22 protein-coding genes and 2 pseudogenes are annotated in these 22,304 nt (G+C 72.5%); 12 read left to right on the plus strand and 12 right to left on the minus strand.

The window, feature by feature from the left end; genetic code table 11:
* Together ligD and AB0H83_RS38670 are read left to right on the plus strand one after the other, a co-directional pair.
* Positions 1-966 carry a non-homologous end-joining DNA ligase gene (gene ligD / locus AB0H83_RS38665; protein WP_360104181.1) on the plus strand — a complete coding sequence of 322 codons (966 nt, stop codon included), beginning with the start codon at positions 1-3 and terminating at the stop codon, positions 964-966.
* Positions 966-1,508, plus strand: coding sequence for a GrpB family protein (locus AB0H83_RS38670; protein ID WP_360104184.1), 543 nt, complete (start codon positions 966-968; stop codon positions 1,506-1,508). Before ligD ends, AB0H83_RS38670 begins: the two co-directional genes overlap by 1 nt.
* A 20-nt stretch (positions 1,509-1,528) precedes the next feature.
* On the opposite strand, the gene AB0H83_RS38675 is transcribed toward AB0H83_RS38670, so the two are convergent.
* From AB0H83_RS38675 to AB0H83_RS38685, 3 genes are all read right to left on the minus strand, one after another.
* A complete protein-coding gene (locus AB0H83_RS38675) occupies positions 1,529-1,957 on the minus strand; it encodes a VOC family protein (protein ID WP_360104187.1) in 429 nt (142 codons plus the stop codon).
* 10 nt (positions 1,958-1,967) lie between these two features.
* A complete protein-coding gene (locus AB0H83_RS38680) occupies positions 1,968-2,414 on the minus strand; it encodes an AraC family transcriptional regulator (protein ID WP_360104190.1) in 447 nt (148 codons plus the stop codon).
* Positions 2,415-2,531: 117 nt separating this feature from the next.
* The gene (locus tag AB0H83_RS38685; protein WP_360104193.1) at positions 2,532-2,822 is read right to left on the minus strand and encodes a hypothetical protein; all 291 of its coding nucleotides are present in this window, start codon (positions 2,820-2,822) and stop codon (positions 2,532-2,534) included.
* Here AB0H83_RS38685 and AB0H83_RS38690 point away from each other — a divergent pair.
* The gene (locus AB0H83_RS38690) at positions 2,803-3,459 is read left to right on the plus strand and encodes a polysaccharide deacetylase family protein (RefSeq protein ID WP_360104196.1); all 657 of its coding nucleotides are present in this window, start codon (positions 2,803-2,805) and stop codon (positions 3,457-3,459) included. The genes AB0H83_RS38685 and AB0H83_RS38690 overlap by 20 nt on opposite strands.
* Here the strand turns inward: AB0H83_RS38690 and AB0H83_RS38695 are convergent.
* The 3 genes from AB0H83_RS38695 to AB0H83_RS38705 form a co-directional block, all read right to left on the minus strand.
* Positions 3,440-3,979, minus strand: a complete 540-nt coding sequence (locus tag AB0H83_RS38695; protein WP_360104199.1) for a metallophosphoesterase — start codon at positions 3,977-3,979, stop codon at positions 3,440-3,442. The genes AB0H83_RS38690 and AB0H83_RS38695 overlap by 20 nt on opposite strands.
* An 81-nt stretch (positions 3,980-4,060) precedes the next feature.
* Positions 4,061-4,459 (minus strand): RDD family protein, encoded by a 399-nt coding sequence (locus AB0H83_RS38700; RefSeq protein WP_360104202.1) that lies wholly within the window; start codon positions 4,457-4,459, stop codon positions 4,061-4,063.
* Positions 4,460-4,504: 45 nt separating this feature from the next.
* Positions 4,505-4,906: a DUF2752 domain-containing protein gene (locus AB0H83_RS38705; protein WP_360104205.1), complete on the minus strand. Its 402-nt coding sequence runs from the start codon at positions 4,904-4,906 to the stop codon at positions 4,505-4,507.
* Between the two features lie 618 nt (positions 4,907-5,524).
* On the opposite strand from AB0H83_RS38705, the gene AB0H83_RS38710 reads away from it, so the two are divergent.
* From AB0H83_RS38710 to AB0H83_RS38725, 4 genes are all read left to right on the plus strand, one after another.
* Complete coding sequence (locus tag AB0H83_RS38710) at positions 5,525-6,418, plus strand: ABC transporter ATP-binding protein (RefSeq protein WP_360104208.1); 894 nt, start codon at positions 5,525-5,527, stop codon at positions 6,416-6,418.
* Positions 6,415-7,137, plus strand: coding sequence for an ABC transporter permease (locus AB0H83_RS38715; RefSeq protein WP_360104211.1), 723 nt, complete (start codon positions 6,415-6,417; stop codon positions 7,135-7,137). Before AB0H83_RS38710 ends, AB0H83_RS38715 begins: the two co-directional genes overlap by 4 nt.
* A 388-nt stretch (positions 7,138-7,525) precedes the next feature.
* The gene (locus AB0H83_RS38720; RefSeq protein WP_360104214.1) at positions 7,526-8,674 is read left to right on the plus strand and encodes a sensor histidine kinase; all 1,149 of its coding nucleotides are present in this window, start codon (positions 7,526-7,528) and stop codon (positions 8,672-8,674) included.
* 310 nt (positions 8,675-8,984) lie between these two features.
* Positions 8,985-10,001, plus strand: a complete 1,017-nt coding sequence (locus tag AB0H83_RS38725; protein ID WP_360104217.1) for an aminoglycoside phosphotransferase family protein — start codon at positions 8,985-8,987, stop codon at positions 9,999-10,001.
* A 56-nt stretch (positions 10,002-10,057) separates the two neighbouring features.
* On the opposite strand, the gene AB0H83_RS38730 is transcribed toward AB0H83_RS38725, so the two are convergent.
* A complete protein-coding gene (locus tag AB0H83_RS38730; protein WP_360104220.1) occupies positions 10,058-11,179 on the minus strand; it encodes an FAD-dependent monooxygenase in 1,122 nt (373 codons plus the stop codon).
* A gap of 75 nt (positions 11,180-11,254) precedes the next feature.
* On the opposite strand from AB0H83_RS38730, the gene AB0H83_RS38735 reads away from it, so the two are divergent.
* On the plus strand, positions 11,255-11,863 hold the full coding sequence (locus AB0H83_RS38735; RefSeq protein WP_360104223.1) for a TetR/AcrR family transcriptional regulator: 609 nt from the start codon (positions 11,255-11,257) through the stop codon (positions 11,861-11,863).
* 521 nt (positions 11,864-12,384) lie between these two features.
* Positions 12,385-12,549 (plus strand): antitoxin, encoded by a 165-nt coding sequence (locus AB0H83_RS38740; protein ID WP_360104226.1) that lies wholly within the window; start codon positions 12,385-12,387, stop codon positions 12,547-12,549.
* Here the strand turns inward: AB0H83_RS38740 and AB0H83_RS38745 are convergent.
* Positions 12,546-13,052, minus strand: a complete 507-nt coding sequence (locus AB0H83_RS38745; RefSeq protein ID WP_360104228.1) for a DUF1360 domain-containing protein — start codon at positions 13,050-13,052, stop codon at positions 12,546-12,548. The genes AB0H83_RS38740 and AB0H83_RS38745 overlap by 4 nt on opposite strands.
* A gap of 140 nt (positions 13,053-13,192) precedes the next feature.
* Between AB0H83_RS38745 and AB0H83_RS38750 the strand changes: the two genes are divergently transcribed.
* Complete coding sequence (locus AB0H83_RS38750; RefSeq protein ID WP_360104231.1) at positions 13,193-15,070, plus strand: DEAD/DEAH box helicase; 1,878 nt, start codon at positions 13,193-13,195, stop codon at positions 15,068-15,070.
* Positions 15,071-15,194: 124 nt separating this feature from the next.
* On the opposite strand, the gene AB0H83_RS38755 is transcribed toward AB0H83_RS38750, so the two are convergent.
* Together AB0H83_RS38755 and AB0H83_RS38760 are read right to left on the minus strand one after the other, a co-directional pair.
* The gene (locus tag AB0H83_RS38755) at positions 15,195-15,596 is read right to left on the minus strand and encodes a hypothetical protein (protein WP_360104234.1); all 402 of its coding nucleotides are present in this window, start codon (positions 15,594-15,596) and stop codon (positions 15,195-15,197) included.
* Positions 15,597-15,601: 5 nt separating this feature from the next.
* On the minus strand, positions 15,602-16,018 hold the full coding sequence (locus tag AB0H83_RS38760) for a hypothetical protein (protein ID WP_360104237.1): 417 nt from the start codon (positions 16,016-16,018) through the stop codon (positions 15,602-15,604).
* A gap of 224 nt (positions 16,019-16,242) precedes the next feature.
* Here AB0H83_RS38760 and AB0H83_RS38765 point away from each other — a divergent pair.
* Positions 16,243-17,160, plus strand: a pseudogene (locus AB0H83_RS38765) (EAL domain-containing protein); the annotation flags it as partial.
* Between the two features lie 163 nt (positions 17,161-17,323).
* Here the strand turns inward: AB0H83_RS38765 and AB0H83_RS38770 are convergent.
* Positions 17,324-17,959, minus strand: a complete 636-nt coding sequence (locus AB0H83_RS38770; protein ID WP_360104249.1) for a hypothetical protein — start codon at positions 17,957-17,959, stop codon at positions 17,324-17,326.
* Between the two features lie 135 nt (positions 17,960-18,094).
* Positions 18,095-19,183: pseudogene (locus AB0H83_RS38775) on the minus strand (lytic polysaccharide monooxygenase); the annotation flags it as partial.
* A 189-nt stretch (positions 19,184-19,372) separates the two neighbouring features.
* On the opposite strand from AB0H83_RS38775, the gene AB0H83_RS38780 reads away from it, so the two are divergent.
* Complete coding sequence (locus AB0H83_RS38780) at positions 19,373-22,216, plus strand: hypothetical protein (protein ID WP_360104240.1); 2,844 nt, start codon at positions 19,373-19,375, stop codon at positions 22,214-22,216.
* Positions 22,217-22,304: the final 88 nt, after the last annotated feature.

The following is a 22,304-nucleotide window of genomic DNA, read 5'->3' on the forward strand; positions in this document are numbered from 1 at the left end:
GTGAGCGCAGCCGATGAGGAGCGCGACGGGGTCGCGTTGACGAACCTCGACCAGCCACTGTTCGACGACGCCGGGGCCACCAAGCGCGACCTGGTCGACTACCTCGACGCGGTCCGCGACCGGATCATCCCCGTGCTGCGCGACCGGCCGCTGTCGGTGGTGCGGATGCTGCGCGGGCAGCAGCCGTTCATGCAGAAGAACCTGCCGAAATACACGCCGGACTGGGTGCCCCGGGTAACCGTGTGGGCGGAGTCGTCGAAGCGCAACGTCACCTACGGGCTGTGCGAGGACCGGCGGACGCTGCTGTGGTTCGCCAACCAGCGGGCCATCGAGTTTCATCCCACCCTCGCGAAGGTGCCAGACTTCGCGCACACCACCCACATGATCCTCGACCTGGACCCGCCGGCGCCGGACGCCTTCGGGCTCGCGGTCGGCGCGGCGCGGCTGGTCCGGGCCGTGCTGCGCGAACTCGGCATGGACAGCGCGGTGAAGACGAGCGGCGCCAAGGGGCTGCACGTCTTCGTGCCGATCGACACGCACGCGCCGATGGAGGACATCGCCGCCGCGACGCGAGCCGTGGCCGCCAGGGCCGCGCGGCTCGACCCGGACCTCGCCACCACCGCGTTCATCCGTGAGGACCGCGAGGGCAAGGTCTTCCTCGACCCGACCAGGGTCGGCGGGGCAACCGTCGTGGCCGCATACAGCCCGCGGCTGCGGCCGGGCATGCCCGTGTCGTTTCCGCTGTCGTGGGACGACCTCGACAACGTCACGCCGGCCGACTTCACCATCCACACCGTGCCCGGCCTGCTGGGCGACACCGACCCGTGGGCCGCGCGGATGCCGGCGCCGCAACGGCTCGACGCGGCGCTGATCGCGGAGGGGCACACGATCCCGGTGCCCCGCGTGCAGGCGATGCACGAAGGGAAACGGCGCGCCAAGGCCAAGCGCGAAGCGGAGAGCACCTGATGCCGATCCTCGTCGACTCGCCGCGGGAGGAGTGGGCGGCGCGCGGCCTCGCCCTCGCCTCCCGGCTCCGGCACGACCTCGGACCCGCGGCGGTGCGGGTCGAGCACATCGGCAGCACGTCGATCCCGGGGATGTCCGCCAAGCCCGTGATCGACCTGCAGGTCAGCGTGCTGGACCTCGACGCGTCGCTGGACGCACCCCTCGAGGCGCTCGGCCTGTCGCGGCAACCATTCGTGCGCGACCACGTGCCCGCCGGACTGACCGACGACCCCGAGCGCTGGGCGAAGCGGATGTGGCGCGGACCGGACGTCAACCTGCACGTGCGGCTCGCTGGCTCCCCGAACGAGCGGCTGGCGCTGCTCTTCCGCGACTGGTTCCGCGCGCACCCGGCGGCGGTGCCGGCATACGGGGCGTTCAAGGCGGCGCTGGCCGGCGCCGTCAACGACATCGGGATCTACAGCGACGTCAAGGATCCTGTCGTCGACCTGGTGATCGTCGTCGCGGAGGAATGGGCGGCGGCGACGGGGTGGTCGGTCGGCTGAGCGCCCGACCGGCGGGCCGGTCATGTGAAGTCCCCCGGCGTGAAGGCGCGAGGCTCCACGAGCACCAGCCAGTTGCCGGTGTCGTCGCGCATGACGGCCTCCAGCCCGTATGGCCGGTCCGACGGCTCCTGCAGGAACGTCACGCCCTTGCCGGACAACTCCGTGAACGCCTTGTGACAGTCGTCCACCCGCAGCCCGAGCCCGCCCGTCTGCCCCTTCTCCAACTGCCGGCGCACGAATGCGGCGGCCTCCTCGTCCAGCGGCGGCCCGGGGACCATCAGCGTCACCTCCAGCTCCGGCTGGTTCGGATGGCCGATCGTCAGCCACCGATAGCCGTCACTGATCGTCATGTCGGTGCGGACCTCGAAGCCGAGCAGGTTGACGTAGAAGTCGCGGGCTTTTTCCTGGTCAAGGCAGTAGACCGTGACCAGTGAGATGTTGGTAATCATGCGAGCAACGTTACTGACCGTCAGCAGTGGAACGCTTCTTCGAAATTGCGCCCTTGTGCAGCACCCCGTTCATGAACAGGAAGCAACCGGGGATGTGCGCGGTGCTGTACGGCCAGCGGTCCCGGTAGGCCGTCGGGCTCATGCCCACGATCGCGGTGAACCGGGACGAGAACGAGCCGAGGCTGCTGAACCCGACCGCCATGCAGATCTCGGTGACGGAGAGGTTGGCCGAGCGCAGCAGGTCCTGAGCCCGCTCGATCCGGCGGCGGGTGAGATACCGCATCGGCGTCTCGCCGTACGCCGACTCGAAACAGCGCACGAAGTGGTACTTGGACACCCGCGCGACCGCGGCGACGGTGTCGAGGTCGAGGGGCTCCCGATAGTGGCGGTCGAGGTGGTCGCGGGCCCGGCGCAGGTGGGCGAGCAGCTGCACCGGCACCGCCGTCGTGGAACTCACCGCAGCACAGTAACCCCCGCACTGACCGACTTCACCCTACGCATGCAAATGCCTTCACCCTGTTACGGGGGATGTGAAACGTGCCCGGATTCGGCTAGGTTGACCGGGCGTTGCGTTTCACGGCTCGTCGTCCACGTGAGGAGTGCCCAGGGTGTCCCGACGCAGGACCATGGTGGCGGTGCTGGTCTCCTCGATGCTCGCCCTCACGGCGTGCGGGTCCGACGGGTCCAAAAAGGACCATTCGGCCGCCCTGCCCGCCACCGGCGCCCCCACCGCGACGGCGTCCGCGGAGCCGACGCAGCTGGCCGTGAGCACGTCACCGTCGACCGGTCCGTCCACGTCGACGGCCCCCTCGGGGAAGCCGACGCCGAAGCCGAGCGCCTCCACGGTGAAGGGCCCCGAGGGCACGTTCGTGATCCGCCCGCCCGGCACCGGCCACGGCGCCGCCGGCTCGCAGAGCCGCACCGGGTCCACCGCGGTCGCGCTCACGTTCGACGACGGGCCGGACCCCGTCAACACCCCGAAGATCCTGGACCTGCTGCGCGACAACGGCGTGAAGGCCACGTTCTGCCTGGTCGGCTTCCGTGCCCGGGACAACCCGGACCTGGTGCGGCGCATCGCCGCCGAGGGCCACACCCTGTGCAACCACTCCTGGCAGCACCTGACGGACCTGGCGAAGAAGGAGCCCGGCTACATCGACTGGGACCTCAAGCGCACCAACGAGGTGATCCGCGCCGCGGCCGGCTCCGGCGTCCCGATCCGGTACTTCCGCGCCCCCGGCGGCAACTTCACCCCCGGCCTGATCGCGAAGGCGAAGGACCTGGGGATGGCGTCGATCTACTGGGACGCCGACCCGGCCGACTGGAACCACTCGAAGGACGCCAACGACGAGGCCCACATCAAGCGGGTCATCGCCGAGGTGAAGAAGCAGGTCCGGCAGGGCTCGATCGTCCTGTCCCACGACAACAAGCAGCCGGACACGATCATCGCGTACCGGACGCTGATCCCGTTCCTGAAGCAGTACTTCACGCTCGAGGCGCTCTGAGCCGCCCGCGAGGCTGAGCAGGCTGCCCCGGCACCTGGTGCAGCACGACGTCGGTGAGCGCACCGCGTACCACCTCGGCGGTCATGAAGGTGGCGAAGGGCTGCCGGCGGCGGTCCGTCGGCGAGCCCGGGTTGAGCAGTCGCAGGCCGGCGGGGGTCGTGGTGTCCCACGGGATGTGGGAGTGGCCGAAGACGAGCAGGTCCCGGTCTGCGAACCGGGCGTCGCACCGCTGCTCGCGGCCGGTCGCCGGACCGGTCTCGTGGATGACGGCGATCCGCAGCCCGTCGAGCTCGGCATCGGCGACCTCGGGCAGCCTCGCCCGCAACGGCGGGCCGTCGTTGTTGCCGTACACGCCGATGAGCCGCGACGAGCGAGCCTCCAGGCGATCCAGGAACGCCTCGTCGACCCAGTCGCCCGCATGGATGACGACGTCGGCGGCCTCGACGGCGTCCCAGACCGGGGCCGGCAGGTCCTTGGCGCGCTTGGGGACGTGGGTGTCAGCGATGAGTACGAGCCTCATCGGGTCAACGCTAGCCCGACATGGCGCCGCCCGCGGCGGACCCGCGCGACGGCGGGCCCGGCCACGGGCGGCGGAGGCGAGTTACGCCTTGGTGACGACGGTGCCCACGATCTTGTCGCCCAGCGTCTGCTTCTTGGCGTCCCAGAGCGGGAAGAGCCAGCCGATGTAGCAGATGATGCTGTCGACGATGTGCGCGATGTCGCGCACGAACGCCATGCCCGCGCCGATCGGCTGGCCGGTCTGCTCCTTGACCAGGTACAGGCCCAGGGCCTTCTTGCCGAGGCTCTGGCCCTTGCCGCCGAGGATCCAGCGGTTGTACACGATGTAGCCGAAGCCGAGCAGGGCGAACACGAAGTAGATCGGGCCGAGGCCGCCGTCGTCGGTACGGCCGGCGACGCCACCGATGCCGAACAGGATCCACGCGGGGATGTAGTCGACGATGAAGGCGCCGACACGCACGGGCCATGTTGCGAGGTTCATGGAACTCCTTGGACGAGAAAGTGGGGGTGGTGCAACACTTCCGGCTCAGGCGACCCCGAGCCGGTGCAACTGGAAGGCCCAGCTCATGGCTGCCGCCACGAGCATGAGCCAGCCCATGCGTGACCGGGCCCTGCTGGACCACGGCACCGGAGCGCCGACCACGCCGAGCTGGCGCAGCAGGAGCAGCGGCACCGCCACGGCGGTGACCGTCGCGACGCCCAGGATGGCCGGGTTCGCCGCCGCAGAGGCCACGACGTGCCCGTGGACCAGTTCGACCGCGGCGGTGGTCAGACCGCAGGCCGGACATGGGACGCCGGTGAACGTGCGCAACAGACACGGCGCACCGAGACCGGTGGATGCCGTGAACATCGGCCAGAACGCCGCGGCTACCGCGATGCCGACGCCGAGGGCGCCGATACGTTCTGGGACGGACAGCTGCTTACGCACGTGACCTGCTCGATCGACGGTATGGGACCGCGATCGTATGGCACGGGAACAACCGCTCACCACCCCGTTAGGTCATCCGAACGACCGGTATCCTTGCCGAACTCGGCTACAGATTTGACCACATACCAGTACACACCGGGATGAAAACATCACCGGCGCAACGATTTCGATACGAAGTTTTTGCCGAACGAACGCCCAAAAACAAGGGCTCAGCAACCACCGTAGACCGCGCCGGGAGGGTGGCCGGGGCGCTCCTCAGCCACCGCTCAGCACCGGCTTCGGTGGCGGTTGCGGCGTCGGCTGCGATCTGCAGGTCACCGGTCGGTCGAGGGCTGGCTTCGGCGTGGGACGTCGCACCGCTCGGCCGCAGTCTCCTGCGAGCCGCCGCTCGGCGGCCACGGCCTCCTCCGAGCCACCGCTCGGCCGTAACCGTCGACGAGCCATCGCTATGCCGCAACCGTCGATGAGCCACCGCTCGGCCGCAACCGTCGACCAGCGACCGCTCGGCCGCGGTCTTCGACGAGCCGCCACTCGGCCGCGGATGCATGACATCCGTCATGGGGGCGCCGGTGACGGCACACAGATCCGCCGGAGTGGGTACCGGGCAATGCTCTTCCCATGACGAACGCAGCTGTCCAGTTGACCGGCCTGACGAAACGGTTCGGTGTGCTCACCGCCGTGGACGGGCTGGACCTCACGATCCGCCGGGGCGAGGTCGTCGCGCTCCTCGGCCCGAACGGCGCGGGCAAGTCCACGACGATCGACATGCTCCTCGGGCTCTCGCGGCCCGACGAGGGCACGGTCCTGCTCGACGGGCAGCCGCCGGCGAAGGCGATCGCCAAGGGCACCGTCGGCGCGCTGCTGCAGAGCGGCGGCCTGCTGCCGGACCTGACGGCGGGCGAGACGGTGCACCTCACGGCCGCCTTGCAGCAGCGGTCGCGGCCGGTACGGGAGGTGCTCGAGCGCGCCGGTGTGGCCGAGTTCGCCAACCAGCGCGTCGGTGGCCTGTCGGGCGGGCAGCAGCAGCGGATCCGCTTCGCGATGGCCCTCGTCGCCGACCCCGACCTGCTGGTGCTGGACGAGCCGACGACCGGCATGGACGTCGAGACGCGCCGCGGCTTCTGGACCACGATGCGGCAGGAGACCGCGCAGGGCCGCACGGTGCTGTTCGCGACCCATTATCTCGACGAGGCCGATGCGTACGCCGACCGCATCGTCCTGCTGCGCGCCGGGCAGGTCATCGCTGACGGCACCGCCGCCCAGATCAAGGCCGCCGTCACCGGCCGCACCATCCGGGCCACCCTGCCCGGCGCCGACCTCGTCGGCCTGGCCGCCCTGCCCGGTGTCGACCGGGTCGAGACCCGCGGTGACGTCGTCATGCTGCACTGCGACGACTCCGACACCGCCCTGCGGTCCCTGCTCAGCACCACCGACGCGCACGACGTCGAAGTCACCGCCCGCAATCTCGAAGACGCCTTCATCGCCCTCACCACAGCCGGGAGCAGCAAGTGAACACCACGTACCTCCGTATGGAGATCGTCCGTCTGGTCCGCAACAAGCGGGTCGTCATCTTCTCGATGCTCATGCCGGCCCTGCTGCTGCTCATCATCGGCGGCGTCTCCGTCGGCAACGACTCCGACGCCAAGAAGTACGTCATGGTGAGCATGGCCCTGTTCGGCGCGATGACCGCCGCCCTCACCAGCGGCAGCACCATCGCCGTCGAGCGCGGCCTGGGCTGGAACCGCACCTTGCGCCTCACTCCGCTGTCCCCCGGCGGGTACGTCATCAACAAGGTCATCGTCGCGCTCCTGGTCGCGGTGCCACCTGCCGTCTTCACGTTCCTCGTCGGCGCCGTGGGCCTGCACGTGCGGCTCACCGCCGTCGAGTGGGTGCTGTGTTTCGTCGGTGCCTGGCTGTCGGCGCTGCCCTTCGCCGCCCTCGGGGTTGTCATCGGATACCTCGCCAAGCCCGACGGCGTGCAGCAGGTCACGGCGCTGCTGAACCTGACCCTCGCCGCGTTCGGCGGGCTCTGGGTCCCGGTCGAGATCATGCCGGGCTTCATGCAGCAGATCGCGAAGCTGACGCCGTCGTACTGGACCGGCGAGGTCGCCCGCAGCCCCCTCGACCACGGCCACGTCGATGTCCAGGCCATCCTCGTCCTCGGCGGCTGGACCGTCGCGCTGGCACTGGTTGCGCTGCGCCGGTTCCGCGTCGACACCGCCCGGGCCTGAGCGTCGGTACCGTGTCGGACATGGGCACCCCCGACCGCCGCGCCGCGGCCGAGCCACCTGATGGCCCGGTCCCCGGTCTCGGCGGCCCGGCGGCGCAGGACGGCAGCTCGAACTGGCCGGCCTCGGGTGACAGCGGCCCGGCCTCGAGTGACGGCGACCCGGTCTCGCGGGAAGGCGGACCAGCTTCGGCAGACGGCGGCCTGGGCTCGCGGGAAGGCGGGCCGGTCTCGGGAAACGGTGGGTCGGAACTGCAGGGCGGCGGGCACGCCGCGCGGCACGGCGGCGCGGATCCAGGTTCGTGGTGCGGTGACACGGACCAGGGCTGGCCGGGCAGTGACGCGGAGCGAGGCGCGCGAGTCGGCGGCCCGCAGCGCGGCGGAGGGACGACATGAGCAAGGCGACCGTCCGCCGGCCCGCACCCAGGTTCTTCTGGATGTGGGCGGCGGTCTGGCTCTTCTACATGGCCCGCCCGATCGGCGACGCGTGGCAGCGGCCCGAGATCTGGGAGCGGACGGTCGGTCTCGCCGCGGCCGCCGGATTCTGTGTCTTCTACGTGCTGTCGTTCGTGGCGGTCCGCACCGCGATGAGGCGCACCGGTGCGGCCATGCGGCTGCCACAGGCGCTGCTCCGGCTCGGGGTGATGGTCGCGCTGGCGACCGTGCTGACGCTCATCGTGGGCGAGTCGGGGCTGACGTCGCTGGTGTACATCGGCGTGATGGCCGTCTTCTCCCTCGGGCAGCGCCTCGCGTGGACCGTCGTGGTCGCCGCCGCGGCGTGCGCGGCCACCCTGCCGAGGCTCGTGCCTGGCTGGGACGGCGGCATCGACCTCACGTTTGCCGTGCTCGTCGCCGCGCTCGCCGTCTGGGGTGTGACCAGGGTCGTGCAGCGCAACGCCCAGCTCGCCGAGGCCCGCGAGGAGATCACCCAGCTGGCCGTCGCCGCCGAACGCGACCGCTTCGCCCGCGACCTGCACGACCTGCTCGGCCACTCCCTCACCGTCGTGTCGGTGAAGAGCGAGCTCGCCGCCCGGCTGGTCAGGCTCGCCCCGGAGCGCGCGGAGGCCGAGCTCGCCGACATTCAGCGCCTGGTCCGTGAGGCGCTCGTCGACGTGCGGGCCGCCGTTTCCGGGTATCGGGAGATGTCCCTCGCAGCGGAACTCGCCTCGGCCCGCAGCGCCCTGGACGCCGCAGGCATCGAGGCCGATGTGCCGCTGACCGCCGAGGCCGCCGACCCTGACCGGCAGCAGCTGTTCGCCTGGGTGGTCAGGGAGGGCGTCACCAACGTGATCCGCCACAGCGAAGCGAAGCACTGCTGGATCCGTCTCGAACACGGCGTGGTCGAGATCAGCGACGACGGCCGCGGCCCGACGGCCCGGCCGGATCGATCCCCGGCCGCACCCGATGGCCTCTTGGAGCATCCCACCGGCCATGAGGGCCATGGCCTCGCCGGCCTCCGCGAACGCGTCGACGCGGCCGGAGGCACCCTGACCGTCGGCAACCGCGACGGCGGCGGCTTCGTCCTGCGCGCCACCACCTGACCGGCGCCACGCGAACGCGGCGTCCACCCTGTCGGGTTGCTCGCGCCCCGGCCGCCCGGGCGGGGCGGGCCGACCGCACGGGGCGGCCGGTGCCGGCAACGCCCAAATCTGCTTGCCGCGCGTATGGAGGGCGGGCAGGCTGCGGCAGGTGGACAACCTTCCGCGCCCGGAGCGGCCGCCCCGGATTCCGCACGTGGACCAGTCGCCCATGCTCGCAGCCTCGGGCGAGGCTCTCCAGCCTGCGGCCTCTGATGAGGTGTCGCGGCCTGCGATCGCCGGCGAGGTGTCCTGGCGTGCGACCTTTGATGACGTGTCCCGGTTACCGACTCCGGATGAGGTGTCCCTGGCGAGGGTCCTGGAGCAGTCACGGCCGATGGCGGTCCTCGAGGCCCTCTGGAACGAGGAACCCACGAGCGGGCCGGGGATCGTGGAGGCGTTGCCGGCGACGGTGCGGGCGAAGGCCGAGGCCGCCGGCGCGCACGAGTGGCTGCGGGGACTGTCGCAGCTCGTCGCCGGGATCGAGGAGGACTGGGCGGTCAGGGTCGGGCGGGTGTACCCCGATGCCACCGAAGCCCTCGTCGCCGACGTGACCACGGCCGACGGGTCGCCCGCGGTGCTGAAGCTGATCGTGCCGCGCCACGGCGACGCGGCCGTCAACGAGATCACGGTGCTGCGGCTGGCGGGTGGCGACGGCTGTGCACGGCTGCTGCGGCACGACGTCGGCAGGCATGCGCTGCTGGTGGAGAGGCTCGGCCCGAGCCTGTCCGAGCTGGGGCTGCCGATCGGGCGGCGCCTCGAGATCCTCTGCGACGTAGCGAGCCGGGTATGGCGACCGGCCCCGGACGCGGGACTGCCGACAGGCGCGGCGAAGGGCGCATGGCTCGGCACCTTCATCACGCAGCTGTGGGACCGGCTCGACCGGCCGTGCGCCGAACGCACCGTCGCCCACGCCCTGGCCTGCGCCGAACGCAGAGTCGCCGCCCACGACGACGAACGGGCCGTCCTCGTCCACGGCGACGTCCACCAGTGGAACACCCTGCGCGGCGCGGACGGATTCCGGCTCGTGGACCCCGACGGGCTGCTCGCCGAGCCCGAATACGACCTCGGTGTCCTGATGCGCGAGGACCCGGTCGAGCTGATGGGGGCCGACCCGCGCGACCGGTCACGCTGGCTCGCCGGCCGGACCGGCCTCGACGAGACCGCGATCTGGGAGTGGGGTGTCGTCGAACGGGTCGCGACCGGCCTCGTCCTGACCCAGGTCGACCTCCAGCCCGTGGCGGCCCAGATGCTCGCCGCTGCCGACGCGATCGCCACGATGCCCACCTGACACTCCCCCTTTGTCGCTGCAGGTCCCGGTGCATACCAGTCGCGGATCCGTGGTCCTCAGCCGTGTCCGAGCAGGACCCGGGCGGCGACGTTGCGGGTGGCGATGCCGAGCTTCGTCCTCGGGACCAGCATCGCCGTGGCAATGCCGGCCGCACGCTGCTTGGCGTCGGTGAGGACGCGGTGGGCCTGCTCGTATGCCGCGAACGCCGACGCATGGTCCGCCGTGCTCGCGGCCAGGGCGGCGGCCAGCGTGTACGCGCCGGCCATCGCGAGACTGGAGCCGTCGCCGAACAGCGAGACGCAGGACGCCGCGTCGCCGAGCAGGGTCACCCGGCCCTGCGACCACGACGGCAGCCGGACCTGGCTGACCGAGTCGAAATACAGGTCGTCGGTCTGCCGCAACCGCTCGAGCAGCTGCGGCACCTGCCAGCCGGCGCCTGCGTAAGCGTCCGTGACGATGCGCTTGTGCTGGGCGGTGTCGCGATGGTCGAAGCCGTCGACCATCGGTCCGCGGAAGATGAACGCGACCATCGCCCGGCCGGTCGACGGGTGGATCGACACGAGCCGGCCCGGCGTGTTGTGCATCAGCACGTCGTGCGGGCGGTCGCTCGGCCCGTCCAGCGGCATGGTCGCCACCCAGACGCCCATGTGCCGCACGAAGTCCGGCTCAGGGCCGAAGACGAGGCGTCGCACGGTGGAGTGCAGCCCGTCGGCGCCGACAACCAGGTCGAAGCGGCGCGGCGTGGCCCGCTCGAACGTGACGTCGACACCGCCGCCGTCCTGCCGCAGCGACGTGACGGTGTCGTCCCACAGCAGCTCGGCGTCGTCGCGGGCGGCCTCCTGGAGGATCGCGGCCAGGTCGCCGCGGGGCAGCTCGACCTCGCGGTTGCCCGCCGCGCTCTTCGAGGTCGGCATGGGCACACGCCCGGCCGGGCGGCCCTTGCCGTCGATGACGAGCATCGAGGTCGCATGGGTGGCCGCCGCGCGCAGCTGGGGCATGATGCCCAGCTCCTCGGCGACCGGCAGGGCCGGCCCGCGCACGTCGACCGGGTTGCCGCTGGAACGCAGCCCGCCGGCCCGCTCCACGACCGTGGGACGGAACCCGTGGCGGGCCAGGAAATGGGCGAGGGTCGGGCCTGCCACGCCGGCGCCGGAGATCAGGACCGTCGGAGGAGTCATGCCCAAGACGATATCTGCATTCAGTGCAGAAATGCAATGCATGCAAGTCGGCACTTGATGCGGTACCATGGCCGCATGAACCTGCGTGACCGAAAACGTGCTCGGGTGCGACAGGCGCTCGTCGACGCCGCGACCGAGCTCTTCGAGCGCGACGGCTATGAGCGCACGACCGTGGCCGACATCGCGGCGGCGGCCGACATCGGCACGCGCACGTTCTTCAGCTATTTCGCGAGCAAGGAGGAGCTGCTCTTCCCGGAGAGCGATCACCGGGTCCAGGCGGCCGTCGACGCGATCGCCGCGCGTGGACCTGACGACTCGCCGGTCGAGGTGCTGGTTCGTGCGCTGTACCTGACCGGTGTGGACAACGACGACCTGACCGACCGACTGGCGGCGTTACGGCTGCGGCTGATCCGCGAGGTGCCGGCAGTGCGCGGGCGGGCCCTGCAGATCCAACTGGACGCGCAGCAGCAGATCGCGGCGCACCTGGCAGAGGCGTTTCCCGAGCAGCTGGACAAGGTGAGGGCGGGGGCGCTGGTCGGGGCGTTCGTCGGCGCCGTGACGGGGGCGGTGCAGGTGGTCATGGAGGATTTGCCCGAGCATCACGATCCGAAGAAGCTGCGGGCGGTGGTGGAGGAGGCGACCAGCGTGGCGTTAGAGCCTTGGATGGCGCAGCGAGGACGCTGAGCGGAAGCCGCTGGCAACCGCGCGGGTGGTCCGGCCGAGGCGGCGGCGAGGACGCTGTGCCAGCCCCGCGCAACCGCGGTCGCTCACGCCCGGGCCGGGGCACGGCGAGGGCGCTCAGCGCCGGCTCAGCGGTGACGGCGGGCCTCGGCGACGGCGGGACTCAGCGCAGGCAACGCGGCAACCGCGTGGCTCGCCCAGCAAAGCCCCAAGGTGCAGCGAGAACCCCCGGACCCAGCCATCACGCCCAAATCAGCCACGACACCGGCACGCCCCCGCGCAGGCACGACCGCCCAGCCACCGCAGGCACGACCGCCCAGCCAGCACACCCCGACCAGCCAGGACACCGAGCGCCAACCACCACACCAGACGCCCGGTGAACGCGTTCTCCGCACATCCGGGTGACCTGGCACGAGCGGCCCGGCATGATCGTGGCAAGGTGGGGATTCGCGCCCCCGCAGCAGCTGGGGCGCCGGTACACCGGACACAAAGGGGGACGGACAGTGAGCAGCTTCTTTGACCGCGTGAAGGATCTTGCGGACCAGCACGACGACAAGGTCGACGCGGCACTGGAGAAGGTCGGCGACGTCGTCGACGAGAAGACCGGCGGCAAGCACACCGAGCACATCGACAAGGCCGTCGACGCCGCTCAGCAGCACACCGGTCAGGGCGACACGACCAGGAGCTAGCCGGCGGCCTTCTTCGCCGCGGCGTAGGCCAGGTGCAGGAAGTCGGCGCCGGCGATCGCGCTCGCCACGCCCATCCCGAAGCGGGTCAGTCGCGGGGCGAACACGAGGCCGGCGCCGAGGCCGGAGGCTACCCAGACGGCGGTGCAGAAGGGACAGGTCAGCAGCTCGCCGAGGGCGTGCTGGACGCCGTGGCCGCGGGGGCTCTCGTTGAGCTCGGCGGAGCCCGCCGCGCTCTCGAACTGGGTGACCGGGGCGCGCAGCGGGCTGGTGACGGCGTCCTTGGTGATGAGCCGGGACACCTTGTGGGTCGCGATCGCCAGCAGCGCCAGGTCAGCGACGGGCGGGCGCTCCGGGAGCCGCTTGCCCGTGAGTTTGGCAACACCTGCCGCGGTCGTCACGGCGGCACCGAAGACGGCCATCACCGTCGCGTACCCGCGCAGCGGACGGTTGTCGGGCGCCTTGCGGGAATACGCCTCCGCGGCGGGAACATCGATGCGTGCCATGCGAGCCCGGCTACCCGAACCGTCCGAGCGGCAAACCAGGTGATCGTCTCGGGTACGATGACTCTGCACCGTCGGCCCCCGCGCCGCGACCACCACCGTCAGCGCCGGGCAGGACGACCCCTCAGACGTTCGGAGACTTCATGGCGGTCCGCCGCCTCATCCCTGCATCCACCTCGGCGACCTTCGCCGACCTCGGCGTTCCCGCACCGCTTGTCGCGGTGCTCGCCGCCAACGGCGTGACCGCGCCGTTCCCGATCCAGACGGCCACGATGCCTGACGCGATCGCCGGGCGGGACGTCCTCGGCCGGGGCCGCACCGGCTCCGGCAAGACGTATGCGTTCGTGCTGCCGGTGCTGATCCGGCTCGCCGCCAGCCGGGCGCGCAACCCGCGCCGGCCCGGGCGGCCCAGGGCGCTCGTGCTGGTGCCGACGCGTGAGCTCGCGACGCAGGTCGAGGCCGCGATGGCGCCGCTGGCACAGGCGCTGTCGCTGCGCACGCAGGTCGTGTTCGGCGGCGTCGGGGCCAACCCGCAGATCGCCGCGCTGCGTGCCGGTGTCGACGTCCTCGTCGCCTGCCCCGGCCGGCTCGACGACCACGTCCGGTCCGGTCACGCCCGCCTCGACGACATCGAGGTCACCGTCCTGGACGAGGCCGACCACATGGCCGACCTGGGCTTCCTGCCGGTGGTGCGCCGGCTGCTGGACGCGACGCCCGCCGACGCGCAGCGGCTGCTGTTCTCCGCGACCCTGGACGCCGGGGTCGACGTGCTCGTGCGCCGGTATCTGACCGACCCGGTGACGCACAGTGTCGACCCGGTCGCCGCGCCGCCGGTCGACATGACCCACCACGTGCTGCACCTGCGCGACGAGGACCGGTTCCCGGTGCTGGTCGAGCTGACCGCGGCGCCCGGGCGCACGGTCGTGTTCACGCGCACGAAGCGCGGCGCCAAGACCCTGGCCCGCAAGCTCGTCGCCGCCGGGGTCCCGGCCGTGGAGCTGCACGGCAACCTCGCGCAGAACGCCCGCGACCGCAACCTCACCGCGTTCTCCGACGGCACCGCCCGCACGCTGGTCGCCACCGACATCGCCGCCCGGGGCATCCACGTCGACGACGTCGCTCTCGTCATCCACGCGGATCCGCCGGCGGAGCACAAGGCGTACCTGCACCGCTCGGGCCGCACCGCGCGGGCCGGCGCCAGCGGCACCGTCGTCACGCTGATGACCGACAAGCAGACCGGCGACGTGCGGCAGCTGGCCCGGGAGGCCGGGATCAAGCCGACGATCACCAGGTTGCGCCCCGGTGACTCGCTGCTGACCGAACTCGCTCCGGGCGAGCGCACGTTCCACGAGCCGCCCGCCGAGCCGGTGGCCGTGCCGCGGCAGGGTCGCAGCCGCACCGGCGACGACGAGGACGATGCGGCGCGGACCGCGGGCCGCCGCTCCGGCCGCCGCAGGGGTGCCGGGGCAGCCACCGAAAGTGCCATGAGCGGCCGCGGAACCACCACAGCCGCCGACACCCGCCGCGGCGCCACCGGCGCGCCCGCCGCAGCCGACAGCACCCGCCGCGGCACGACCAGCACGACCGACGGCGCACGGCGCGGCACCGGAACCGGCACCGGAGCGAGCTCCAAAGCAGGCACCGGGACAGGCGCCGGCACCACGGGCGCCAGGCAACGCGGCGGCACGGACAGCCGCACGTCCGACGGCGGGGCACGTCGCGGACAGCCGGCGGACAGCACCGCCCGGCGCGGCGCCGAGCAGGGCGCCCCGGTCCGCCGCCCGGCGGCGGAGGGCACCACCGAGTCCAGTGGCGGCGGCCGTCCCCGCCGGCGACGGCCGTCCAACCAGCGGGAAGGTCAGCGCCAGCCGTCCACGGCCGCCGGCGCCGGGGCCACCGGCGGGAGCGCGGCCAAGGCGGGCGGCGCGGCGAAGGCGAGCGGCACGGCATCGACCGGCCGGCCGTCCGGCGCCGCGGCGTTCTCGTCCCAGACGAGGGTCGGCCGCCGCGGCGGCAGGTAAGCGGCAGCGCACGCGCCGATCAACAGCGCAAGAGCAGCCAAAGACAAGAACAACCACAGACGAGAACAACCAAAGACGAGAACGACCCGGCGGATCCGCCGGGTCGTTCGCATTGTCCAAGAACTCAGACGGGCATGCCCCATCGCACCAGCACCCGGTCGGCCCGGTGCGGGTCGACCTTCACCGAGACCCGCTGCCCGATCCCGGCCTGCGCCGAGGCGTGCAGCGGCAGCATCGTCTCGACGGTCACCGGGTAGGGCGGCCGGCCGTCGTACTCGACCAGCAGGTTCAGGCGTACCAGCGGCACCATGTTGATCCGCGTGCCGGTGTCGAAGAGCGCGAGGATCGTCGCCGCGCCCGGTGTGCCGGTCTGCTCCAGCTGCAGGTCGGCGGTCTGGGCCTGCATGCTGTGCTGGGCCTGCTGCATCGCGGCCATGCCGGCTCGCATCTGCGCGGCCGGGTCGAAGGTGGCGTCGATCGCCCGGGCCTGCTGGTTCAGCTTGCGGAGGTCACCGAAGAGGCCCATCGGGGTCAGACCTGACCGAACAGGTTGCCGTAGTGCACCGCGAGCTGGGTGTCGCCACGCATGCGGGCCGGCCAGCCGGCGGCGGCCTCGTTCCACGCCTCGGCGGAGACGCCGAAGGACTGCGCCTTGAGGATCAGGCCGTCGACGTTGAGGCCCTCCTGCGAGGCGGCCTTGGAGATGCGCGCGTACATGGTCAGGTCGACGCCCGCGATCGGGGCCAGCCGCGGGTCGTCGGCGGCGATGCCGGTCGCGACCGGGGCGCCGAAGGCGTTCGCGGCGGTGTAGTGCTGCATGCCGTACGCGGCCTGCTGCTGCGCGGCGTAGGCCTGCGCGGCGGCGCTGGTCTGCTGGGCCTGGGCGACCATGCCCGGGGCGGCGGCCGCGACGTTGCGCATGTCCTTGAGCTGCTTGAAAAGACCCATGACTCCCTCATTCGCATCGTTGTCGTGGATGACAGTAGGGATCCGGTTCAGCGCGCAGCGTCAGGAAGGCGATCGATGGACTGTCACGAAGGCGCAAAAGGCTCATGAGCGCGGCGGCCCGGCCGAGGTTGTATGGCATGGCACGAGCTCGCTCCGAGTCCGCCCGGCAGATCGCCGAGCTGCTCAAGACCGCGCGCGAGGCGCTCGGGCTGAGCCTGGCGTTCATGACCCGGCTGGACGAGACGACCCAGCACCTGGAGGTGGTGGAGTCGGCGCTGCCGATGCTGTTCCGCGACGGCACGACCCGGCCGCGGGCCAACTCGTTCTGCCAGAGCATCATGGACGGCAAGCTGCCGGCGGTGATCCCGGACGTCACGAAGTTCCCCGAGGCGATGCGGTTGCCGGCGGCGAGGATGCCGCGCCTGCGCAGCTACGTGTCGGTGCCGGTGGTGCTCAGCGACGGCACTGTGTACGGCACGTTCTGCGCCGCCGGGTTCGGCGCCGACAAGCACCTGTCCAAGCGGGACAAGGCGCTGATGGAGGTGCTGTCGCAGGCGGCCGCGCTCATCGTCGAGCCCGACTTCCGCCGCCGGGAGTCGCACGCCGAGATCGGTGACCGGCTCCGCCCGGTCCTGGCCGCCGGCGGGCCGCAGGTGGTGCTGCAGCCGATCGTCGAGGTGGGCACCGGCCGCCGGGTCGGGGCGGAGGCACTGAGCCGCTTCCCGGCCGCCTGGGACCGCCCGCCGGACGTGTGCTTCGCCGAGGCGCACGAGATCGGCGTCGGCGACCGGCTGGAGATCCTGGCGCTGCGGCGGGCGGCGGAGCACCTGGAGCGCGTCGGCTGGTACATCGCCATGAACATCTCCCCGGCGACGCTGCTGACCGGCGAGTGCTTGGACCTGCTGGGCCGCCTGCCGCTGGACCGGGTCGTGCTGGAGCTGTCGGAGCACCAGCGGGTCGAGGACTACGACGAACTCAAGGCGGCGCTCGCCCCGCTGCGCGGCGGTGGGATGCGGCTGGCGGTCGACGACGTCGGCGCCGGGTTCTCCTCGCTGCGGCACATCGTGCTGACCCAGCCGGACGTCATCAAGCTCGACCGCAGCATCGTCACCGGGGTCGGCGCGGACCCGGTGCTGCGCGTGCTCACCAGGTCGCTGGTCGACCTGGCCGGCGCGTGCGGCGCCACGGTCGTCGCGGAGGGGTGGAGACCGAGGCCGACTCGCTCGCGCTCGCCGGCCTCGGTGTGCACCACGGTCAGGGCTGGTTCTTCGGGCGCCCCGGTGCCCCGTCGGCGCTGCGGCCCGCTTACGAGCTCAGGCAGCCGATCCTGGACGCGCCGAGGGCCACGTCGTCGAACCACAGGGTGTCGTCGCCGACACCGTAGCTCTCCCAGCCGAGCCGCAGGTCGGACACCCGCGGCTGCCAGGACCGCGCCAGCCACTGCTGGTCGATGTCGGCCGTCGGTACCCCGTCGACCTGCAGGCCCGGCACGGCGGCACCGTTCAGCCAGGTCGACAGCAGCCCGCGGCCGTCCACCATGAACTCCACGCAGTTCCACTGCCCGGTGGGCAGCGGCCGGCTCTGCGCGACACCGGCCGGGCTCTGCGCCGGCAGGGTCGCGTCGTCGGACTCACGGTTCCACTGCAGGGCGCTGTTCTGCCCGCCGAGGCGCAGGTCCTTGCCGTCCACGGTGTCCTTCAGCGCGGCGAACGCCACGTGCGCCTCCGGCAGGGCCGTGGAGTGACGGACGTAGAACCGCCCGTACCACACGGAACCCAGACCGCTGAGGTCCCTGGTCGGCTTCACGTAGACGTGGTTGCAGTAGCCGGCCCGGCCGTCGACCCGCAGCGACCTCGTGCCGCTGTGCGTGACCGCACTGTCCACTGTGGCCTGCCCGGTGCCCGAGCAGTTGGCGTTGCTCACCGTCCACGCACCGGACACGGGCCCGGTGGCCTGGCTTTCGAACCCGTCGCAGAACGCCGTGCCGGTGCAGTTCTGCGACGGCGGCGGGCCGGAGGAGGAGACCGACGGCGACGGCGAGGCCGATGTCGGCCCCGGCGAGGTCGGGGTCTGCCCGTTGGCGGCGCAGGTGAGCTGCGGTGTGGCGGTGGCACCGTTGGCCAGGAAGCCGAACGAGGTGCTGCCACCGGCCGGCACCGTGCCGTTCCACGCCACGTTGACCGCGGTGACGGCGGTGCCCGACTGGGTCACCTGGGCGTTCCAGCCCTGACTCAGCTGCTGCCCGCCGGGCCAGTTCCACCCGACGCGCCAGCCGGTGACCGGTGCGGTGCCGGTGTTGGCAATCGTCACCTGCCCCTGGAAGCCGCCCTGCCAGTAGCTGGTGGTCTGGTACGTGGCGGTGCAGCCCGCGTTGCCGGCGGGAGGTGGCCCGCTGGACGACGCGGACGCCGAGGGCGAGCCCGGCGCGGACGCGGAGGTCGACGGGCCCGGGTCGGTGGTGCCGACGCCGGTCACCTCGCCGTTGCCGCCGTCGAACATGACGTCGGAGCAGCCGTAGAACGTCTCGGTGCTGTCCGAGCGCGACCACACGGAGTAGATGATGTGCCGGCCGGACTTGCCCGACGGCAGCCGCCCCGTCCAGTAGTAGTGCCCGTCGTTGGTGCCGGGCTGGCCGACCTGCGGCGGGTTCGTCACCTGCAGGAAGGGCGTGGACTCCAGGTCCGACCAGCCGAACTGCCTGGTCGGGTCGAAGCCGTCCTTGGTGACGTACAGCGAGAACGTGCCCGGGTGCGCAGCCCAGTTACTGTAGTCGAACTCCATCGTGGCGCCCGACGTGAGGTGGGTCAGTGGCCAGTCGGAGCGGTTCAGGTCGAAGCCCGAGAAGTCGTACACGGTCGCGCCGCCGCTGCAGAGCTTCCCGTCGGGGATGAACCCGGCGGTGCGCCCGGCGCCGTCGGAGCGCAGCATCGCGAACCAGTTGTACAACGAGTTCGGCCCGCTCTGCGCGACCGCCGCGGCACACGCGGGGTTCTTCGGCTGGATCGCGCCGGTGCCGTTGAGGCCGTCCTTCCAGCACAGATACGTCCGGCTGCCGGGCACCATCATGGCGCCGTGCGCGGCCGCCGGGTCCGCCGCGATGACCACCGTGCCGGCCCCGACGGTCGCCGCCGCGAGCCAGAGCGCGAGTCTTCGTCGTCGATTCATGGAACCTCTTTCCCAAGACATGCAACTTGGTGGATTGCACGATGCGTGACCGGTCCCTGGCAACGAACCGGCGACCGGAGGACGCATCGACGCTGGACGGCTGTGAAAGATTCACCGGATGGTCGGATATTTCGATACTTCAGGTGAACCGCTCGCGTGAGAGACATGCGATCCTCGATGCTTACCGCCATGTCGAGCAGTGGACCCGCCGCGGTCCTTGAAGCGGCGGAGCTGTGCTCTGTCGTCGGCGATCACGCCGACGCCGCCCACCTCCTGGCGGAGGCCCTGATCACGGGCCCTTCGGACCCCGCACTGCTGCATGCGCTCGCCGAGGCGCAGTTCGCGGTCGGCTGGGACGGCTGCGCGCTCGCCCTGCTCGCCGAGGCCCAGCGCGTCGCGCCTGACGACGCTCCGGTGGCCGCCACTCGCAACCACCGCCTGCGCGAGCACGGCCGCTTCGCCGAGGCCCTCACCGCGCTCGACTCCCTGCCCGGCGGCAGCGGCTCGACGCCGGTCCTGCGCGCCGGCACGTACACCGCGATGAGCCTGCCGGTCCTGGCGGTCGAGTCCGACGCGGGCGGTGACCGGCGCGGGCTGTGGTGGCGTACCGGCGGGCCGCTGCGGTTCCTGCGGGCCCGCCAACTGAGGCGCGAGCGGGAGCAGCTCGCCGCCGTCCTCGACGCGGCCGGGCACGCCGCACCGGCTCGCGTCGATCTGCCGGCCCTGCTCAACCGCATCGTCAACGGCACCGCGCAGGACCGCGACGCGCTCGCCGCCGTGCGCGCCGCGACCGGCCACCTGGCCGGCGGGCGGCGGGGTGAGGCGGCGGCGGTGCTCGCCGGTGCGCTACGCCGCGACGCCACCCATCCGCTGCTGCTGCGGCAGGCGGCGCGGGTCGCCGAGTCGCTCGACCGGCACGCGGCGGCGCTCGCCCTGTACCGCCGGCTCGCGGTCGACCCGAGCCCGATCGAGGTCCTCGTCCGGCAGGCCGACCTGCTGATCCGGATGCACCGGCTGCCCGAGGCGGTGCAGTTCGTCGAGAGCCTCCCGGCCGAGACGGCCCGCGCCGCCGGCCTGCGCCGGGTCGTGGCGTACGCCTACCACGAGGCCGGCCTGCCCGCCGCAGCCGCCGGCGCCACCGGCCGGGCCGGGATCGCGGCCGACTGGCACCGGCCGCTGTGGTGGCGCACCGGCGGGCCGCTGCCGTCGCTGCGGTGGCGGGCGCGCCGCCGCGACGACGAGGTGACCGCCGCGTGGACGCCGCGGACCGTCAAGGAGCTGCTCGGCCCCCTGGCGGGCATCGACGCCGCGGACCTGATGGACGCCGCCGCCCGCGCCGCGGCCGTTCTGGACCGCGCCCGGCAGGCCGACGTGGACGACGGCCCGGCGGACGCCGTCGACGTCCTCGCCGCAGCGGCGGGCGCGGACCCGGATCCGCAGGTCGTCAAGGAGCTGGCCCTGCAGCTGTCGTCCGCCGGCCGCGAGGAGGAGGCGCTCACCTGGCTGGACCGGGTCGCGGCGACGGACCCGCCCGACGTGGACGTCACCGACGGGCGGCTGCTGGCCCTGACGTGGCTGGACCGGACCCGCGACGCGCTCGCCACCCTGGAGGCGCTGCCGCCCGCCGTACGGGCCGCGCCGGCCATCCGGGTGCGCGAGTCGTGGCTGTACGAGCGGAACCGGCTGTGGACCCCGGCCCTGGACGCGCTCGGACCGGCCGCCACCATGCCGCCGTGGCTGCGCGGCACGCATCGGCAGCTGTGGTGGCGCACCGGCGGTCCACTGTGGATGATCCGGCGGCGGATGCGGGCGTACGACGCCCAGGCGCTGTCGGCGTGGCGGTCCGGCACGGTGCCGCTGCTGTCCACGTTGGACGGCCTGGTGCCGTCCGTCACGCCCGCCATGCGGACCGTCGTGGACGGCAACCGGCTCGACCACGAGGTGCTCACGACGCGGTGGGAACGCGCCAACGTGGCAGCCCGGCTCACCGCCGGTTGGCTGGCGACCGCGGCCGCCTTCGCGGTGCTCGCCCGGGTCGCGCAGGCCAGGGCCGGCCTGGACGGCGGCTGGGCGCTGCTCGCCGGCGCCGTCGCCGCGGGCGTGGCTCTGCTGGTGCTGCACCGGTGGCCATACCGGTACACGCGGACCGGCTCCGCCCGGCTCGCCGTCACCCGGGCGGCGCCGCTGACCGCCGCCCTCGCCCTCACCGGCGCGGCCCTGTACCGGCTCGGCGGCTGGCCGGCCCTGGCCGGCGCCACGCTCGCCGCGCTCGCCGCCATGGCCACGGCCCGGGTCGCCGCCGGCGCGGTGTGGCGGGCCCTCGCCGCCCGGGTGATGCGCCGGTTCATCCGCCGCGAGCCGCGAGCCGCCGCGCTCGCCGAGACCCTCGCCCTCGTCGCCGAGCTGCGCGGCACCGGCCGCCGCAACGACCTGCGGTGGCGCCGGTTCTGGCTGGAGCGGCTGGAGCGCATCGCGCACGCGATGGAGCATGACCTGCCGGCCACGTTCGGGCTCGTCGACGCCGACACGCACCGGCAGCTGGCCGACGGCGGCCGGGGCGCCGCCCGCGCGGTGCGGCAGCTGAAGTTCCTCGTCGCCGCGCCCGCCTCGGCCGACGCGTGGCGGCGGGTCGAGGACGTGCTGCGGCACAACACCGCCGCCCTGGCCACCGGTGAGCTGGGCCGGTTGCGCCGGGCCGAGCCGGTCGCGGTGCCGGTGCCGGCGCCGCGCAGCCGCCGCACGGTCGCGGCGGAGGTGCTGCGCACCGCCGTGTTCGCCGGGCTGCCGCTGGCGGTGGTGTACCTGGCGCAGCCGTGGCTGGCGTTCTCCGAGACGGCGCTGAACTGGGCGAAGGTCGCCGGGCTCGGCTGGGCGCTGCTCTACGTCCTGCTGACGCTCGACCCGGCGCTGCGCGACAAGCTCAGCACCGGCCTCGCGCTCGTCACCCTCGGCCAGGGCGGCGGCATCCCGCCCGTCGAGGACCCCGTGCTCGTGGCACGTTCCCGGGATTCGGCGAGGTCCGTGGCTCCGTAGTGTTCTGTGCATCGCAAGGAACACTCCGGACCACACATAAAAGGGATATGACATGAGCGAGTACGGCGAGATCGAGACCGGCCAGGAG

This window comes from Dactylosporangium sp. NPDC050688, from assembly GCF_040654515.1.
Lineage (GTDB): Bacteria > Actinomycetota > Actinomycetes > Mycobacteriales > Micromonosporaceae > Dactylosporangium.

Excerpts from the sequence above, each read along its gene's own strand:
- AB0H83_RS38670 (WP_360104184.1), top strand. The coding sequence starts at position 966 with ATGCCGATCCTCGTCGACTCGCCGCGGGAGGAGTGGGCGGCGCGCGGC.
- AB0H83_RS38675 (WP_360104187.1), bottom strand. The coding sequence starts at position 1,957 with ATGATTACCAACATCTCACTGGTCACGGTCTACTGCCTTGACCAGGAA.
- AB0H83_RS38695 (WP_360104199.1), bottom strand. The coding sequence starts at position 3,979 with ATGAGGCTCGTACTCATCGCTGACACCCACGTCCCCAAGCGCGCCAAG.
- AB0H83_RS38700 (WP_360104202.1), bottom strand. The coding sequence starts at position 4,459 with ATGAACCTCGCAACATGGCCCGTGCGTGTCGGCGCCTTCATCGTCGAC.
- AB0H83_RS38710 (WP_360104208.1), top strand. The coding sequence starts at position 5,525 with ATGACGAACGCAGCTGTCCAGTTGACCGGCCTGACGAAACGGTTCGGT.
- AB0H83_RS38720 (WP_360104214.1), top strand. The coding sequence starts at position 7,526 with ATGAGCAAGGCGACCGTCCGCCGGCCCGCACCCAGGTTCTTCTGGATG.
- AB0H83_RS38730 (WP_360104220.1), bottom strand. The coding sequence starts at position 11,179 with ATGACTCCTCCGACGGTCCTGATCTCCGGCGCCGGCGTGGCAGGCCCG.
- AB0H83_RS38735 (WP_360104223.1), top strand. The coding sequence starts at position 11,255 with ATGAACCTGCGTGACCGAAAACGTGCTCGGGTGCGACAGGCGCTCGTC.
- AB0H83_RS38745 (WP_360104228.1), bottom strand. The coding sequence starts at position 13,052 with ATGGCACGCATCGATGTTCCCGCCGCGGAGGCGTATTCCCGCAAGGCG.
- AB0H83_RS38750 (WP_360104231.1), top strand. The coding sequence starts at position 13,193 with ATGGCGGTCCGCCGCCTCATCCCTGCATCCACCTCGGCGACCTTCGCC.
- AB0H83_RS38755 (WP_360104234.1), bottom strand. The coding sequence starts at position 15,596 with ATGGGCCTCTTCGGTGACCTCCGCAAGCTGAACCAGCAGGCCCGGGCG.
- AB0H83_RS38760 (WP_360104237.1), bottom strand. The coding sequence starts at position 16,018 with ATGGGTCTTTTCAAGCAGCTCAAGGACATGCGCAACGTCGCGGCCGCC.
- AB0H83_RS38780 (WP_360104240.1), top strand. The coding sequence starts at position 19,373 with ATGTCGAGCAGTGGACCCGCCGCGGTCCTTGAAGCGGCGGAGCTGTGC.